A 16,143-nucleotide genomic window follows, 5' to 3' on the forward strand; every position below is an offset into this window, starting at 1 on the left:
GTGAGCGCCGAATACGTCTTCCCGGTGCTCCGGTCGCAGGGCATCTTGACGTAGACCCATTTCCGGTCCGCGCCCCCAGGACCGTTCGTGAAAGGAATTCCATTGCCCGGTCCGCTGAGCGGAGTGCGCGTCCTGGACGTGTCGACGATCCTGGCCGGCCCGCTGGCGTCCTCGCTCCTCGGCGAGTTCGGCGCCGAGGTGATCAAGATCGAGCATCCCGCCGACGGCGACCCCGCGCGCCGCTATCCGCCGCTGGAAGACGGCGAGTCGGTCGCCTGGGCGATGCTGGCCCGCGCCAAGCGGAGCGTCACGATCGACCTGCACCGCGCCGAGGCGGCCGGCCTGGTCGGACGGCTGGCCGCCGCCGCCGACATCGTCGTGACGAACTTCCGCCCGGCGACGCTGCGCCGGTTCCGCATCGACTTCGACGACCTGCGGGCGTACCGGCCGGACCTGGTGATGGTCCATGTGAGCGCGTTCGGGCGCACCGGCCCCTACGCCGACCGTCCCGGCTTCGCCCGCGTCGCGGAGGCCTTCGCCGGCCTGACCTACCGGACAGGCGGCCCCGACCAGCCGCCGGTCTTCGCCGGCTACCCCGTGGCCGACGGCGTCACCGGCATCTACGCCGCGTTCGCGGCCATGCTGGCGCTGCGCCAGCGGGACATCACCGGCGAGGCCCAGCTGGCCGACATCCCCCTCTACGAGCCGCTGCTGCGGATGATGGAGGACTTCATCGCCGAGTACGGCGCGACCGGCGAGACCCGGGAGCGCCAGGGCAACCAGAACCCCCACATCAGCCCGAACAGCCTCTACCGCACCCGCGACGGCCGCTGGCTGGCCCTGCCCGCGTCGACCGAGCAGATGTGGCGCCGGCTGGTCAAGGTCATGGACGCCGCGGACCTCGCCGTCCACGACTCTATGACCGCCCGGCTGGAGCACCGCGAGGAGATCGAGGCGCGGGTCGCCGCGTTCGTCGCGTCCCACGACCTCGAACCGCTGATGGCGCTGCTCCTCGACGCCGGGGTGGCCGCCGGGCCGGTGAACTCGGCGGCGGACATCTGCGCCGACCCGCACATCCGCGCCCGCGGATCGGTGGTGGAGGTACCGGACGGAGGCACCGGCCGCCCGCGTCTCATGCAGGCGCCCGCCGGACGCTTCTCCGGGTTCGACGCCACCGTCGGCGACGCCGCGCCGGCGCTGGGCCAGCACACGACCGACGTGCTGCGAGACCTGGCCGGGCTCACCGAACCGGAGATCGACGAACTTCGCCACCGAGGAGCGGTCTGACCGAGAAAGAGCGTGCTCATGACCATGGCCACCCTGTCCATCATCGTGCTGGTCGCGCTGTTCGCGGCGACCCTGATCCCCGCATTCGACCTCGGGCTCGGCGCCCTGGTCGCCGCGTTCCTCCTCGGCCTCGCCGCCGATGTGGCCACGGACGACGTGACGGGATTCTTCCCCTCCGGCTTCTTCGTCCTCATCGTCGGGGTGACGGCCCTGTTCGCCGCCGCCCATCTCAACGGGACACTCGACTGGCTGCTCGACCTCATGCTGCGGCTGGTCCGCGGCCGGCTGGTGCTGATCGTCCTGGTCCCCTTCGCGATCGGCGCCGTGCTCACCGCCGTCGGCACCCTGCCCGCGGCCGCGACCGCGATCGTCTCCCCCATCGCGCTGGGCTTCGCCGCGCGGTACCGGGTCTCACCGCTGATCGCCGCCGTCCTCGGCGTCACCGGGATCATCAGCGGGCTGCTCTCGCCGCTCGCCGTCTACGGCGTCACCGCGCGCGAGCTGAGCGAGGAGCAGGGCATCGCCCTCCCCGGCTCGGCGCCGGTGTCCTTCCTGCTCGGCGGCCTGATCACCGGCCTGCTGGTGTGCACGGCCCTGATGCTCGTCGGCGTACGGACCGGCGCGATTCCGTCCGGCCGGGTGGCCGCCCCGTCCGGTCCCGCCGCACCGGACGGCCTCGCGCCGGACGGCGCGGCGACTGATGGCGGCCCACCGGAGGGCACCGCTCCGGAGCCCCCGGCGAAAACCTCCGTGTCCACCGCCACGGCCGGGACGGCGACGGTCGTCGCCCCGGCGCCCGCGGGGACGCGGGACCAGTTCCGAGTCCGCGCCCTCACGGTCTCCTGCCTGCTCGCCGTGGTCGTCCTCTCGGTCGGGTTCGACATGAACGTGGGCTACCTCGGGCTCACCGCGGCGCTGGTCCTGCAGCTGGCGCTCCGCCTGCCACCCGGCGAGATCGTCTCCAGGATCCCGTGGAACGTCGTCCTGCTGATCGGCGGCCTGCTGACCTACGTCGGCCTGATGCAGCACCTGGGCGCGTTCAAGCAGATCAGCGACATGCTCCGGGTGGACGGGTCGCCCATGCTCAGCCTGCTGGTGCTCTGCTACATCGCCGGGGTGACGTCCTTCGCCGCCAGCTCCATCGCGGTGTTCGTGACCGCCATGCCGCTGCTGCCCCCGCTGGTGGCCGACGGCGTGTCCCCGGTCGGCGGCGTGCTCGCCCTCGCCCTGGCCTCGGTGATGGTCGACATCAACCCGCTCGGCATCACCGGCGGCCTCATCCTCGGCGCCGCCGAACCCTCGGCACGGCCCCGCCTGTTCCGCAACCTGCTCATCTACGGCCTCATCTCGATTCCCATCGCCCCCTTCCTGACCTGGCTGGCCTTCAGCTGGTGGTGAGACCCCGGAGTCGCCACCGGGACCGGCCGCCTGCCGGCCGCCGGTCCCGGTCGCGCTCCGCCTGACCGTCAGCACCAGGAGAGGTTCAAGTTCGTGCGGGTCACGTTGCGGAGGGCCCAGCACGGCCGGGCACCGCATCCCGCGGTACCCGGCCGTCACGGGCCCCGCCGCGCGGCAGTGCCCGTTCGTACGCGGCGAGACGTCGGCCGCGCTCACTACTGACTTGTTGTGCACTCGGTGCCGTTGAGGCTGAACTCGGTCGGTGCGGTGTTCGTCCCGCCATAGGTGGCCTGAAGCCCGAAGGACGTGGCGGCTCCGGCGGCGATCGTGGCGTTGTAGGGGACGTTGCGGGCGGTGGCCTGGGCACCGGACTGGGTCACGTCGGCGTTCCAGGCGCTGGTCACGTGCTGATCTCCCGGCCAGGCCCAGGTCAGCGTCCAGCCGTTGACGGTGGTGGTGCTGGTGATGCTGAGCTGCGCGGTGAAGCCGTTGTTCCAGGTGTTGGCGGTGTAGGTGACCTGGCAGGTGGAGTCGGACGGCGGGGGCGTCGTGGGGTTGCCGGAGGCGAGGCCGAAGAACTCGACGGCGTACTGCGCCATGCCGCTCATCGGCAGGCTGTGCCCGGCACCGGAGACGGTGATCGCCTCGACCGGGGCGGTGCCGGAGGAACCGGCGAAGCGCTGCCGGGTCCAGCCGGACCGCGGGGTGTCGGTAGAGGTGGGCGTGGTGCTCAGGCCGTGCACGTTGGTCCACTGTTTGATCTCCTCGGCCAGTTCGGCGTAGGAGACGACGTTGTCGGCGGTGCCGTGCCAGAGCTGCATCCGCGGCCAGGGTCCGCCGTAGCCGGGGTTCGCCTGGCGCACCAGGTCGCCCCACTGCTGCGCGGTCTTGCCGACGCACGGCGAGGCGTTGCCCCCGGGCTGGTAGGCGTCCTCGTTGGGGAAGCACGCGAAGGGGACGCCCATGAACGCCGCTCCCGCCTTGAACACCTCCGGGTACAGGGCGGCCATCGCGTTGGTCATCATGCCGCCCGAGGAACTGCCCGTCACGAACACCCGATCCGGGTCGCCGCCGTAATGCTGCTCCGCATAAGTGATCATTGACATGAGCGAGACGGGGTCGGTGCGGCCGCCGCGTACCTTCGACGCGTCGGACCAGTTGTCGAAGCAGTTGAACTTCTTGTTCGACGCCGACGGGAAGATCACGACGAATCCGTACCGGTCGGCCAGGGACGCGAACTCGCTGGACGAATAGAAGCCGGGTCCCGAACCACCGCACGGATGCAGCGCCATCACGATCGCCGGCGACGTCTGTGCCGTGTCGGGCACGTAAACGTGCATCTGCAGGTTGCCCGGATTGTCGCCGAAGCCAGTGACCTGCGTCAGACTGGCCGCCGCCGCGTGCTGTACCGGCAGCACGGCCGCCGTGACCGCACAGAGCATCGCCGCGCATGCGCTGGCCAGCATGGTCGTCAGTCGTTTCATCCGCCCTCCTTCATTCGGGCCTGGGAGCTGGTGCCGTGATTTTCAGCGGACCGGCATCAATTGCCGGAATATATGTGGAGCGTCGATCAGCGTCAACGCTTTATCACGTCCATCGGCCGATCAGATCAGGGGAAACGAGTTTCCGCTGGCATCAAGAGCCTTGATATCAAGATCCTTGCGACGCATCCATGAAAACTTTCACGGCTAACAGTTCCGGAGGCGCCGGAGGTATGGTCTTCCGGTGACCGACCGCCGCACTCCCCCACCGGCCCGGCCGGCCGGTGCGCCGCAGCCGCGCGTGAGCTATCTGGTGTTCCGGTTGGAGCGACGTATCCGGGCCCGTCTCGACGATGCGCTGGCCCGGCACGGTGTCACCACGACCGAGTACATGGCGCTCAGCGAGCTGAATCTTCGTGACGGGCCGTCGTCGGCGGAGCTGGCCCGCATCGCCTTCGTCACGCCGCAGGCGATGAATCTGGTCATCCGCGACCTGGAACGGCGCGAGCTGATCCGCCGCGATCCGCATCCGGACGGCGGGCGCGTGCTGCGCGCCCGGGTCACCGGCAGGGGCCTGGACGTCCTGCGGCGCTGTGACCGCGCGCTGGACGACATCGAAGCGATCATGTTCGCCGAGATCGACGCCGTCGACCGCAAGTCGCTGGCCGAGAACCTCCTACGGTGCGCACACGCCCTGCGGTCCGACACGAGCACCCACCACCTGGACCACCGGCGCCCCCTCCACGGGCTTGGCGACCCCGACAGGTGACCCTGCACTTGCCGAGAACTTCGTCCGTGCAGGTCAGGCGAGGCCGCCGCCGAGCAAGCCATGAGATCACCAACGGTCCATGGCGGCTCGTTGTCGGTTCGGCAGGAAGTCGCGGTAGGCGGGCCGGCCGGTGGCGGCGGCTGGTGGTCGGTGCCGGTGAGTTCCAGCAGCGTCTGGTGCGGTGGTGGCACCGGTCAGCCGGCGCGTCGCTCCTGTCTTCCCGGCATGCCGGGAAGACCTGCTCCATGGCAGGCTGGTTGTCTCAAGTGATCTCGGTGTGGTGCTCGTGGGTCCGCTGGGACGCAAGGATGTGGGTGAGCCGGCCGGACGGCGGAGTGCGACGTTCTGGACGCGGGCCGGTGCGGCTCCCGAGCACGGTGTCAGGCGGCGTGGCCCCGAGCGAGCGCCGCGGCCATCTGCGTGATGCGCTTGGCCTGGTAGCGGGCGCCTTCGAGGACCGGCTCCCCGGGGCCGCCGTCCCCGCTCCTGTGGGACACGCCGTAGGGGTTGCCGAGCTGGAACTGGATGTCGTCGGTGTAACCGGGCGGGACGATCAGCCCACCCCAGTGGTAGAAGACGTTGTGCAGGGATAGCAGGGTGCTCTCATGGCCGCCGTGCGCGGTGCCTGCCGAGCCGAATGCGCCGTAGACCTTCCCGGCCAGCAGTCCACGGCTCCAGACCGAACCGGTGGTGTCGATGAACTGCTTGAGCTGGCTGGCCATCGCCCCGTACCGGGTCGGGGTGCCGAGCAGCACCGCGTCCGCCCAGACCAGGTCCTCCACCACGGCTTCCTGGACGTCCTTGGTGCTTTCGGCGTGCGCGGCCCACTCGGGGTTGCCGGCGATGGCCTGGGCGGGGGCGAGTTCGGTGACCTTTCGCAGCCGCACCTCGGCCCCGGCCTTCTCCGCGCCCTCGGCCGCCGCGACGGCGAGGGCGTGCACGTTGCCGGTGGAGCTGTAGTAGATGATCGCGACATTGGTCATGGTGTCGGTTCCTTTCGTTCCGGAAGAGGGGCGGATGTTGCGGGGCCTTCAGGGGCGGACGGGGACCGTCGGAGCAGGGCCAGGAGGCCGAGCAGGGCGAGACAGAACGCCACGCCGATGACCGGGCGGACGGACCGGTAGCCGGAAAGGGACCAGGTGACGGTCGCCAGCGCGGGGCCGAAGGCGACGCCGAGCTGCCGAGCCAGGCTGGTGGTCGCGCCCGTGGTGGCCAGCAGGTGCCGCGGTGACAGGAACATGGCCATCGTCTGATTCGGGCCGGCGAACAGCCCGGCGCCCACGCCCACCAGGACCAGCGGCAGGGCCAGCCGGGACGGGACGGGCTCGTATCCGAACGTCTCGAACGAGGCGAGGCCGAGGATCAGGACGCACATGCCGCCGACGGTGGTCCGTCCAGCCCCCGCGAGCCCGCCCTGTCCCAGCCGGTCGGACAGCAGCCCGCCGCACAGTCCGGCGGCCATGACACCGGCCGGCAACGCCAGCATGGTCAGCCCGATCTCGCTGGGCGAGGCGCCCCCGCGCATCAGGTGGAACGGGATCAGGAACTGGATGGTCATGACCGCCGCCATCTCCATCAGCAGCGCCAGGTGCGGGGCGCCCATGCCCGGCACGGCGAGCAGCTCACGGACCGGCCGCCCTGCCGGCAGCCGCCACCAGGCCAGCACGAAGGGGACGGCGGCCAGGATCAGCGGGAACCACCCGGGCCCGTCGGCGGCGGCGAGCGACAGCGACAGCATGACCATGACCGCGGCGGTGCCGAGCAGCCCGGTCTCGGCCGCCCAGGCCCGGTCCGGCAGCCGCAGGCGCGGCCCCGGCGGCAGCTGGGGCCACGCGATCGCGATGACCAGCAGGCCCACCGGAACGTTCAGGTAGAAGATCCAAGGCCAGCCCAGCGACTCGATGACCAGCCCGCCGAGCGCGGGCCCCGCCACCGCGCCCAGCGGCCCGAGCGTCATCACCACCGCCATCGCACGTCCGCGCGCCTCAGGCCGTACCGCGATCGTGGTGAGCACGGGGACGAGCGCGAACAGGGCGGCGCCGAACGCGCCCTGCGCCACCCGCGCCGCCAGCAGCCAGCCGATGCCCGGGGCGAGCCCGGCCGCGACGCCGGCGGCGGTGAACCCGGTGACCGCCAAGGTCAGCGCCTCCCGGCGTCCCACCCGGTCGAGCCATCGCCCGCTGGGCAGGCTGAGCGCGATCAGCGGAAGAACGTACCCCAGAACGACCCACTCGGTGAGGCTCGTGCCGATGCCGAAGTCGTGCTCGATGGTGGGCAGAGCGACGTTGACGATGGTCACGTCCAGCTGAGCCGTGAAGACGGCGAGTCCCGTGGCGGCGACCAGCCACCATCGGTTCCGCGCACCGAGGCCGTCGTCGCGCACCAGTCCCCCGAAAAACTTGTCACTGTGTCAAGTTGGTAATGTAGACACGGAGACAAGTTTTGGCAAGGAGCCCATGGCCAGAGAGATCAAAGATCCGCGGAACGCGCGCAGCCGCCGGACACGGGACGCGGTACTGGCGGCGACCCGCGCCATCTTGGAGAAAGACGGCTTCGAGGCGCTGAGCATCGCGGCCGTCGCTGCCCATGCGGGAATCTCCCGGCAGGCCGTCTACCTGCATTTCGGTTCCCGATCCGAGCTGGTGACCGCCCTGTTCGACTTCATGGCCCAACAGGAGGGACTCACCGAGTCGCTCGACCCGGTCCACAACGCGCCCGACGTGATCACCGCGCTTCGGGAATGGGCGCGGCACCTGGCCACCTACCACCCGCGCCTGATGGCCGTGGACAGCGCGATCGACCGTGTCCGGCACGTGGACGCCGACGCGGCCCGCTACCGGGAGACGATCGACGCCAGGCAGATGGCCGGCTGCCGCGCGCTGGCCCGGCGCCTGGCCGACGAGGGCCGCCTGGCCGAACCCTGGACGGTCGACACGGCGGCCGACATGCTGTGGTCTCTGATCGCCACGGACCTGTTCAAACGTCTGCTCGCCCGCGGCTGGACGGCCGCCCGCACCGCCGAGCATCTCGGGGCCATGTTCGAAGCGACCTTCGTCCGGCCTCCGGAACCCGCCGATCGTTAGCCACTGGGCCAGGGCGATGGAGCAGGGTGAGCAGCCCTTCGTGGCGCATTCGTAGACCTCGGCGGCCCGCCTGCTCGTCACCAGCGCGGCCGGCCGGCCGGGCGCGGCGGTGAGGCCGTCCAGAAGGTCACTGAGTTCGGCGGCTCACAGAGGTCACATCTCGTACACCTGGCCGGTCTGACGACCTTCGATGGAGCGAATGTAGGCGTTTGCCGCCATGGCGGCCGGGACGGGTTCGAAGCCGGCGAACAGGTCGCCGTAGTGATCCATCGACTCGCTGAAGACGGTGGGGCTGACGGCGTTGATCCGCTGGCGGTGCGGCAGTTCGATCGCGGCGGCTCGGACGAACGCCTCAACGGCGCCGTTGGCCACTGACGCCATCGAGCCGCGGACGAGCGGATCGCGGACGAGGACACCGCTGATGAGAGTGAAGGACCCGTCCTCGGCCGCCCGTGCGCTGCCCTGCCGGACGAGTTCGATCTGGCTGAACGCCTTTCCGGTGAGACCGTCCCGCACATCCTGAGCGCTCAACTCGGCGAAGGGCTTCCACGGCACGCCGCCGGCGGCGCTGGCCACGGCCTCGATCCGCCCCGCCCGCTCGTACATCGCCTGGATGGAGTCGGGGTCGGTGATGTCCACGGAAATCTCGGAGCCGGTGCGTGAAGCGGTGACGATCTCATGGCCGCGTTCGCGCAGCACCATGTGGACGGCACGGCCGAGAGTTCCGGTGGCTCCGATGAGCAGAATCTTCATGGACGGATGGTCGTCCAGATTGGTCAGTGGAGTCCAGCTACATATGCTGCACGTCCTTTTAAGATGAGCTCATGCTCGACGTGAGGCGCCTCATCCTGCTCCGCGACCTGGCGGAGTACGGCACCGTCACCGCGGTCGCCGACGTGCATCAGGTCACCCCGTCCGCCGTCTCGCAGCAGTTGCGGGCGCTGGAGACCGAGGCCGATGCGGTCCTGCTGCACCGGGAGGGACGCACCGTGAGCCTGACCGCGACCGGCGCCGCGCTGGTCAGGCAGAGCGAGCGGGTGCTCGCCGAACTGGAACGGGCGCACGGCATCGTGCGGGCCACGGACGGGCAGGTCGCGGGTGAGCTCGTCATCGGCTGCTTCACCAGCGCCCTCGCCCCGGTGGCCGCCCCTCTCTCGGGCGCCCTGGTCGAACGCCACCCGGGACTGCGCCCGAGGATCATCCAGGCGGAGCCTGAGGACGCCCTGCCGATGCTGAGGCGGCGTGACCTCGATCTGGCGCTTCACTACCGCTACCGGCACCTCGGGGCCGGCCTTCCCGACGGACTCACCGCCCGTACGCTCTTCGAGGACCCGCTGGCGCTCGCCGTCCCGGAGAGGCTGCGAGCGGCCGCAGGGGAACGGGGGGTCGCGGCACTCCGGCGTGAGCGCTGGGTCACCACACCCCCGCCCAGCGCCTGCCGCGACGTCATGTTGCACGCCTGTCACAGCGCGGGCTTCACGCCCCTGCTGGAGCACGACTACACCGATTTGCGGTCGGCACTGGCCCTGGTGGCGACGGGGCTGGCCGTGACGATCCTCCCCGGGCTGCTGTGCGACGACCCGCCGGACGGCGTGGCGATCCTGCCGCTGCCGGAGAAGGGCCGCACGATCGAGGCCGTGATCAGGTCAGGCTCGGAGGAGCATCCGGCGATCGTCGCCGCCCTCGACGTGCTGAATCACCCAGCCTGAGTAGTCGCTCATATCCAGGCGAGGAACGAACACGCGTTCAGGGGACGACCCGGGTCAGAAGAGTTCGAGGCGGCGGGTCAGGAACCTCCGCTCGGGGGTGACGTGGCCAGGTCGAGCGCCCGGCGATACGCGGATCTGGCCTCTCCGTCGCGGCCGAGACGCCGCAGCAGTTCGCCCCGGGTCGAATGGAAGTAGAGGTAGCCGTCCAGGTCGAGGCCATCGACCGCGCGCAGCACCGTGGCGGGGTCACCGGCCTGGGCGAGCGCCGCAGCGCGGTTGAACCATCCGCGGCCCCGAGGGCATGCAGGCCGACCTGGTCCGCGCGCTCTAACAACGCGCGCCAAGAACACAGCGCCGACGGGCAGGACCGCGAAAACGGTCCTGCCCGTCGGCGCGACCACGGCGAAAACCCTGATCGGGCCGATCGTTCGGTGGACGGTGGCTCGTGGGACGGTGCGCAGGTCGCGGCGGCGGACGTCGATGTAGGTCGCGGTGAGCAGCCCGGCGGAGAGGATGTCGCACCAGCTGAGGCGCACCGCCCGGAAAGCCGCACGGTTCAGGCCGGCGTAGCCGGAGAGTGAGCCGAAAGAGTTGTTCAAGGGGCTTCCCGCCCCACGGGTGTGGCCACAGCCGTAGGGCGGCCGCGTAGGGTGTGGCCACACCACTGCAGCGAGAGGCACCGGCCCCATGAGGCTCGAACTCACCAACTACGAAGCCCTGCACGCTTGGGGCGTCGTCAACAACAGTGCCGGTTGGCATGCTCAGCGCAACCGCAAGCCCCCCGCGGCCGAACAGGCAGTCGGAGACATCCTCTTCACGGCATACGACTGCCGGACCAACACCACGACCACGGTTGAGCTCAGCGACGACGAGTGTGCGAGCCTCGCCGAGCTGGTCAGCGAACACATCGCGGCGTGGGTGAAGCGCGGCCAAGAAAACGCCGCAACACCCCACCTGCGCTCGCTACTCATGAAGCTGGACGGCTGACATGCCTACACCAGGCAGCCCACAACGAAAGTTCCGCCTCGCCGACGATGCCTTGTGGGCCGAGTACGGCCAGGCGTGCCGTGACATCAACGGCAGCGCGGACCGCAGCGACGACATCCGCAAACACGTCAAGGCCGTCGTCGCCGAATGGAAGAAGCGACACGAGGAGAACTGATTTTCCGAAGGGTGTAACTCGTTTCTTCAAGCAGGGGCTGGGCTCGGCTCATGTCCGCCTTGCGTGCCCTGCCAGTACACGACACCGCGAATCGGTAGGCACTCAGGCGTCCAGGGTCTTGTCGCGGATCGCCCTGGGGTCCCTGGGCGTCGCGCGGCTGATGCGGTTCGCGCCCCGGTCGGTGATGGTCGGGTTCGTCAACGCCCTGGCCATCCTGATCTTCATGGCGCAGGTGCCCGAGCTGCGCGACGTGCCCTGGCCGGTCTACCCGCTGGTCGCCGCAGCGCTCGCGCTGATGGTGCTGATCCCGAGGATCACCAAGGCGATCCCGGCCCCGCTCGTGTCCATCGTCGCCCTGACGGCCCTGCCCGTCGGCGCCGGCATCGCCAGCAAGGCCGGCCGAGGAGGCGCCGGTGTCGGGCCAGGCGGTAGCGGTCGTCGGAGGCATGGGCGGGCGCCGCGGCAACCAGCGCATGGCCGTCGCCCCCGTCCGAGCGCCGGGGACCTGTTGTCCCCTTCGCATCCATGGCTGGGCTCACGTGCGCGGACGAGTATGCGGTCGGTCATCCTCCACGACAGCGCACGAACTCCTCCACCGTGCGGACGGTGACAACCCGGCCGCCGTCGCCGGGATCGGGATCGGGCACCACCGCTTCCGGGTCGACCAGATACACCTCGTGGCCGTCGAGGGTGAGCCGCCGCACGACCTCCAGCAGCATTCTGCGGGCCACATCGTCGATGGAGTGGACGTGTGTGAGGTCCAGAGCCATCCCGGGCTCACTGGGCGCGATGGACACGATTTCGCGCACGAGCCGCTCTGCACCCGCGAAGCGGATCGCGCCCTGGAGTTCCACAACCCTCCCCGCGGCTGCCCCCGTGCCCACTACGCGTGTACCGCGTACGACCGCGCGTGCCGGTGCCGGGACCTCCATCAGATGCAACCCCATGTCGGAGGAGAAGCGTTCGAAGAGCGAGACCCCGCGGACACTGTTTCCGTGTGAGTCGAGCCGTGGGGAGAACGTGGCTATACCGACCTGCCCCGGAAGCGACCCAATCAGCCCTCCGGCCACACCGCTCTTGGCGGGGATGCCTACTTGGGTCGCCCAGTCTCCGGCGGAGTCGTACATCCCGCAGGTGGACATCACGCTCAGGACCTGCCGCACCACCGGGCCCGGCACCACCTGCTGTCCGGAGACCGGGTGGACGCCGTTGTTGGCCAAGGTCGCTGCCATCACAGCGAGGTCGCGCACGGTGACCAGGACTGAACACTGCCGGGTGTAGCCCTCGACCACTGTTGCGGGGTCCTGGGTGAGGATGTCGTGGGTTCGGAGCATATGCGCGATCGCGAGGTTGCGATGGGCGTGTGCCATCTCCGAGGTGTACACCGACTCATCGGTCTCCAGGCTGCGCCCGGCGAATGCGGACAGCCCTTCGATCATCCGTTGCAGACGGACGTCGGCTCCCATCTGCTCGGTACCGACGAGGGAGTGCGCGGCGATCGCGCCCGCGTTGATCATTGGATTGAGCGGGCGGCCGGTCCCTGGTTCCAGCGAGATCTCGTTGAAGGCCTCTCCCGATGGTTCGACCCCGATCTTGTCCAGCACGGTGTCGAAACCGCGGTCTGCCAGCGCGAGCGCGTAGGCGAACGGCTTGGAGATCGATTGGATGCTGAACGCCTGATCGACGTCGCCGGCGGCGTAGACCGCGCCGTCCACCATCGCGAAGGCCACACCCAGTCGCTCCGGGTCGGCTGCTGCGAGCTCGGGGATGTAGTCCGCGGGCGCGCCGGAGCTGTCGGGTTCGACGGCCTCGCACACCTCAGCGAGATAGTCGGGTATAGGTGATCGCATACCGCGCTCCTCGGGATCAGGACCCGACGACGCGTGAGCGGCCTCCGCAGCGGCGGCCGTCCCTCTGCACGTCACGGTCCGATGTCGACAAACTCAGAGGCCGAGGCTGAGCGGCCTCGGCGGTGAGGCAAGCCATTTCGAGACAGCCCGGCTCTGTTGCCATAGCACCTTTCACGGCACTCGGCCGCCAGGCCGGCCGGGCCCCGTTCTCCTACTTCATCAGCACCGGGTGGCCCCTGGCGATCGAGACCCGGTCGCACACGTCGATCATCTCGATCGTGTCGTCGCCGAGTCCGGTCTCGTGTGCTGCGATTCGGGAAGCCGCTGCCGCCTTGACGGCCGCCCTGTGCACCTTGGGGTGTCCTGGGCGATGTAGGGACGCTCCGCGTTCACGCCCCACCCTCGATCGCCTGCTTGACGGTCGTGAGGTCGGCCGGTCTCGGCCGGCGGAACCGTCCGCCATCGGCCTTGTAGTCCTCGCCGTGCTTGTCCAGGTGCTTGCTGAAGAGCGGGCACACGGGCACGACGATGCGGCCCTTGCGGATGCTGTCCGCCAGCGCCTCGCGGACGAGAAGTCCCGCCAGGCCACGACCGCCGAACTCCTCGGCGATCTCGGTGTGGAAGAAGATGCGCTCGCCGCCGGCCTCCGGCGGGTCGACGAAGTCCGCACGGCCGGCGAACGTTCCGTCGTCCAGGCGCACGGTGTAGGCGCTGATGGCGCGTGTCTCGTCGAGCGCGATATGTACGGGGGCGCCGGTTCTGTCGGTCCGTAGTTCGGTCACTTCGGGTACCTCTCTGGGGCTTGGTGTCCAACTCGGTGGGGGCGGGCACAGTGGTTCGCGGGGACGAGGCGGGGCAAGCGCCAGCCGGGTCGGTCAGCCGTCGAACCGTGCGTGGGGCGGGGGGTTATTCCTCGGCCGCATCCGGACCTGGGGCAGCTCCGGGGCCGGTATTCTCGCCATGCCGTCGCGGTTCTTTCCCGGGCCGCCGTGTCCCACGTAACCTTCGACGCGCCCGAACCGCTCGCCGTGGTTCTCCCACTCATCCCGGTATTGCCTGATCTCCTCCGTCGAGCGGCCCAGGAAGTTCCACCACATGACGACCTCCTCGCCGAAGGGGACACCTCCCAGGAGCACGAGCCTGGCCGGTTCGTCGCTGCCGTTCGCGATGCGCAGTGTCTGCGACCCCACCCCGGTGTAGCCCATGGCGTCCTTGGGTACGTGAACCCCTTCGAGCGTGACGGACTCGCCCGTGTCCACCAGGAGACCGTGTTCGAACCCGGGATCGACATCGAGATCGATCTCAGCGCCGGGAGCGAACCGGAGTTCGGCCCCCACCAGCGGCGTGTACATGCTCACCGGCGACCGCGAACCCAGAAGCGAACCGAGGAAGACCAGCGCGGACCCTCCGGCGAACTCGACGGGTTCGGGCACGAAACGCTCGAACCCGCGTCCCCCGCTGTGCCGGACCTCCTCCGGCAGGGCGATCCAGAGCTGCACCCCGTGGAGCCGGCCGGCGGCCGGGGCAGAGGTCTCGGAGTGGCAGATGCCGGCCCCGGCCGTCATCAGGTTCAGCTCTCCGGGGAGGACGTCCGCGCTGTTGCCGCCGGAGTCGATGTGGGCGATGGCCCCTTCGAACAGCCAACTGACCGTCTGCAGCCCGGTGTGCGGATGCGGCGCCACGTCCATCCCGCCGGTGGCCGCCACGTCGTCCGGCCCGTAGTGGTCGACGAAGCACCACGCTCCGATCAACGAACGCTGCCGTTGCGGCAGTGTGCGGCGCACGTTCATCGCGCGCAATCCACCCAGCGGCACGGCACGGGCGCTGATGATCTCGACCGGGGCCCTGCCCTCGCATTTCGCCCACGGCCCTGGCAGGTCGCCCCCGGTGCACACGTAGGGACCCGGGTGGGCCTCTGGGGTGGTCATCGCAGTTCTCCGATCTGGCGCAGTACGGCCATTGGCGACGCGCGCGTCGGCGGTGGCTCGCTGTCCGCCGGCGAGCTTGCGCCACAGCCCGCCGCCAGGGTGGAGCGGGATGCGGCTGCTCTGGGCGAATTCCAAGGGCGCGTCGGTGTCGAAGGTGCGCACAGGAGCGCCGCGGTGGACGTGCCTGGTGTCTTCCACCGCGGACAAGAGCGCCTCCTCGAACGAGCGCGCGTCCTGGAAACGGTCCTCCCGCTCCTTGGCGAGAGCCTTCGCGAGTACGGCATCAAGTGCCGGACGGGCGGTGCGGACCTGCGCGGGCTGCTTGTGGACGTGTTGGTAGGCAACGGAGAGGGGGTTGTCTCCGACGAACGGTGGCCGCCCGGTCAGGAGTTCGTAGAGCACGCAGCCTGCGGAGTAGAGGTCGCTGCGGGTGTCCACGGCTTCACCGCGCGCCTGCTCGGGAGAGAGGTACGAAGGAGTTCCGACGAACACCTGGGGCAGGGTCGTGGCCGGGCCGCCGGTGGCACGCGAAATCCCGAAGTCCACGACCTTGACCGCACCCCCGGGCGTGATCATCACGTTGGCCGGCTTGATGTCGCGATGGACGATGCCCGCTCGATGGCTGAAATCGAGCGCCGAGAGGATCCCGACCTGATACCGGATCGTTTCGTCGAGCGTGAGCCCGCGCATCCTGAGGAGATCCCGCAAGGACCGCCCCTCGACGTACTCCATGACGATGAAGGGAACCCGGACCCTGCCCTCCGAGCCACCCCCGACTTCCGCGTGCCCGGTGTCGTAGATGGAGACGATGGCGGGATGGCTGAGACCGGCCACCGTCATCGCTTCACGCTCGAAGCGGGACTGCAACACGGGATCCCGCACGAGGTCCTTGCGGAGCATCTTGATGGCAACCGAACGGCCCGAGCGGATGTCGCGACCGCGGTGGACGTGGGCCGTAGCACCCCGACCGATGACGTCACCCACTTCGTACCGACCGTCAATGACTCGATCCGCGTTCATCAGCCCTTCTCCGCCGTCCGATAGAGATCGTGATGGTGATCGTGTCGCCGAGACCGGCTGAGCTCCTCCGGTGCACGTCAGGCTCATCGGCGCGGCTCCCAGCGCGATGTAGCCGAGGCTGCCGAGTTCGGAGAACACCTCGGGGTGAGCACGATCGTGGACCCCTCGTCGCGCAGCCTGTCGACAGCGGCCCAGAGGGCGTCGCGGGACTGGATGTCCAGCCCGGTGGTGGGCTCGTCAAGGATGAGTGGCTCGGGCCCGCCGTACACGGCGGCGGCGGACGTCTTGCCGGCTCCGTTCGTGCCCAGCAACGCGTGGAACTCGCAGCGCTGCACGTGGAAGGACAGGTCACGGACGGCGGCGAAGTCATCGCAGGTCACGTTCAGACGTTCGACGTCGATGACGGGAGTGGCCGGCATGGTGTTTCCTTCCGTGTTCACGAGCCGGTGGCGTCAC

At 69.7% G+C, this 16,143-nt stretch carries 17 protein-coding genes and 1 pseudogene; 7 read left to right on the forward strand and 11 right to left on the reverse strand.

The window, feature by feature from the left end; translation table 11 throughout:
• Positions 1-102 precede the first annotated feature (102 nt).
• Positions 103-1,287 (forward strand): CoA transferase, encoded by a 1,185-nt coding sequence (locus E1289_RS03795; protein WP_165970329.1) that lies wholly within the window; start codon positions 103-105, stop codon positions 1,285-1,287.
• Positions 1,288-1,305: 18 nt separating this feature from the next.
• Positions 1,306-2,685 carry an SLC13 family permease gene (locus E1289_RS03800; RefSeq protein WP_131975299.1) on the forward strand — a complete coding sequence of 460 codons (1,380 nt, stop codon included), beginning with the start codon at positions 1,306-1,308 and terminating at the stop codon, positions 2,683-2,685.
• Between the two features lie 215 nt (positions 2,686-2,900).
• Here E1289_RS03800 and E1289_RS03805 read toward each other — a convergent pair whose 3' ends face one another.
• Positions 2,901-4,169 carry a PHB depolymerase family esterase gene (locus tag E1289_RS03805; protein ID WP_131975301.1) on the reverse strand — a complete coding sequence of 423 codons (1,269 nt, stop codon included), beginning with the start codon at positions 4,167-4,169 and terminating at the stop codon, positions 2,901-2,903.
• A 241-nt stretch (positions 4,170-4,410) separates the two neighbouring features.
• Here E1289_RS03805 and E1289_RS03810 point away from each other — a divergent pair, with 241 nt between their 5' ends.
• Positions 4,411-4,935, forward strand: coding sequence for a MarR family transcriptional regulator (locus E1289_RS03810; RefSeq protein ID WP_243712591.1), 525 nt, complete (start codon positions 4,411-4,413; stop codon positions 4,933-4,935).
• 380 nt (positions 4,936-5,315) lie between these two features.
• Here the strand turns inward: E1289_RS03810 and wrbA are convergent, their stop codons facing one another.
• Both wrbA and E1289_RS03820 read right to left on the reverse strand, forming a co-directional pair.
• Positions 5,316-5,918, reverse strand: a complete 603-nt coding sequence (gene wrbA, locus E1289_RS03815) for an NAD(P)H:quinone oxidoreductase (RefSeq protein ID WP_131975303.1) — start codon at positions 5,916-5,918, stop codon at positions 5,316-5,318.
• Complete coding sequence (locus E1289_RS03820) at positions 5,915-7,318, reverse strand: MFS transporter (protein WP_131975305.1); 1,404 nt, start codon at positions 7,316-7,318, stop codon at positions 5,915-5,917. The genes wrbA and E1289_RS03820 overlap by 4 nt, the downstream gene beginning before the upstream one ends.
• Before the next feature lie 73 nt (positions 7,319-7,391).
• Here E1289_RS03820 and E1289_RS03825 point away from each other — a divergent pair, with 73 nt between their 5' ends.
• The gene (locus E1289_RS03825) at positions 7,392-8,018 is read left to right on the forward strand and encodes a TetR/AcrR family transcriptional regulator (protein ID WP_131975307.1); all 627 of its coding nucleotides are present in this window, start codon (positions 7,392-7,394) and stop codon (positions 8,016-8,018) included.
• 153 nt (positions 8,019-8,171) lie between these two features.
• Here the strand turns inward: E1289_RS03825 and E1289_RS03830 are convergent, their stop codons facing one another.
• Positions 8,172-8,771, reverse strand: coding sequence for a short chain dehydrogenase (locus E1289_RS03830; RefSeq protein ID WP_131975309.1), 600 nt, complete (start codon positions 8,769-8,771; stop codon positions 8,172-8,174).
• Between the two features lie 71 nt (positions 8,772-8,842).
• Here E1289_RS03830 and E1289_RS03835 point away from each other — a divergent pair, with 71 nt between their 5' ends.
• A complete protein-coding gene (locus E1289_RS03835; RefSeq protein WP_131975311.1) occupies positions 8,843-9,727 on the forward strand; it encodes a LysR family transcriptional regulator in 885 nt (294 codons plus the stop codon).
• Between the two features lie 77 nt (positions 9,728-9,804).
• Here the strand turns inward: E1289_RS03835 and E1289_RS38870 are convergent, their stop codons facing one another.
• Positions 9,805-10,326 carry a hypothetical protein gene (locus E1289_RS38870; RefSeq protein ID WP_207928773.1) on the reverse strand — a complete coding sequence of 174 codons (522 nt, stop codon included), beginning with the start codon at positions 10,324-10,326 and terminating at the stop codon, positions 9,805-9,807.
• A gap of 88 nt (positions 10,327-10,414) precedes the next feature.
• Here E1289_RS38870 and E1289_RS03845 point away from each other — a divergent pair, with 88 nt between their 5' ends.
• Positions 10,415-10,714 (forward strand): hypothetical protein, encoded by a 300-nt coding sequence (locus tag E1289_RS03845; RefSeq protein ID WP_131975313.1) that lies wholly within the window; start codon positions 10,415-10,417, stop codon positions 10,712-10,714.
• 1 nt (position 10,715) lies between these two features.
• Positions 10,716-10,889, forward strand: coding sequence for a hypothetical protein (locus E1289_RS37970; RefSeq protein WP_165970330.1), 174 nt, complete (start codon positions 10,716-10,718; stop codon positions 10,887-10,889).
• Positions 10,890-11,452: 563 nt separating this feature from the next.
• On the opposite strand, the gene E1289_RS03855 is transcribed toward E1289_RS37970, so the two are convergent.
• The 6 genes and pseudogenes from E1289_RS03855 to E1289_RS03870 form a co-directional block, all read right to left on the reverse strand.
• A complete protein-coding gene (locus E1289_RS03855; protein ID WP_131975315.1) occupies positions 11,453-12,739 on the reverse strand; it encodes a glutaminase in 1,287 nt (428 codons plus the stop codon).
• A gap of 211 nt (positions 12,740-12,950) precedes the next feature.
• On the reverse strand, positions 12,951-13,091 hold the full coding sequence (locus E1289_RS37975) for a hypothetical protein (protein WP_165970331.1): 141 nt from the start codon (positions 13,089-13,091) through the stop codon (positions 12,951-12,953).
• A gap of 37 nt (positions 13,092-13,128) precedes the next feature.
• A complete protein-coding gene (locus E1289_RS03860; RefSeq protein WP_131975317.1) occupies positions 13,129-13,521 on the reverse strand; it encodes a GNAT family N-acetyltransferase in 393 nt (130 codons plus the stop codon).
• Positions 13,522-13,614: 93 nt separating this feature from the next.
• A complete protein-coding gene (locus E1289_RS39390; RefSeq protein WP_165970332.1) occupies positions 13,615-14,667 on the reverse strand; it encodes a pirin family protein in 1,053 nt (350 codons plus the stop codon).
• A gap of 249 nt (positions 14,668-14,916) precedes the next feature.
• Positions 14,917-15,774, reverse strand: a pseudogene (locus tag E1289_RS39395) (protein kinase); the annotation flags it as partial.
• Entirely contained in the window at positions 15,771-16,106 is a 336-nt protein-coding gene (locus E1289_RS03870) for a hypothetical protein (RefSeq protein WP_347813564.1), read from the reverse strand. The pseudogene E1289_RS39395 and the gene E1289_RS03870, both read right to left, overlap by 4 nt.
• Positions 16,107-16,143: the final 37 nt, after the last annotated feature.

The sequence above is a fragment of the Actinomadura sp. 6K520 genome (assembly GCF_004349245.1).
Taxonomy (GTDB): Bacteria; Actinomycetota; Actinomycetes; order Streptosporangiales; family Streptosporangiaceae; genus Spirillospora.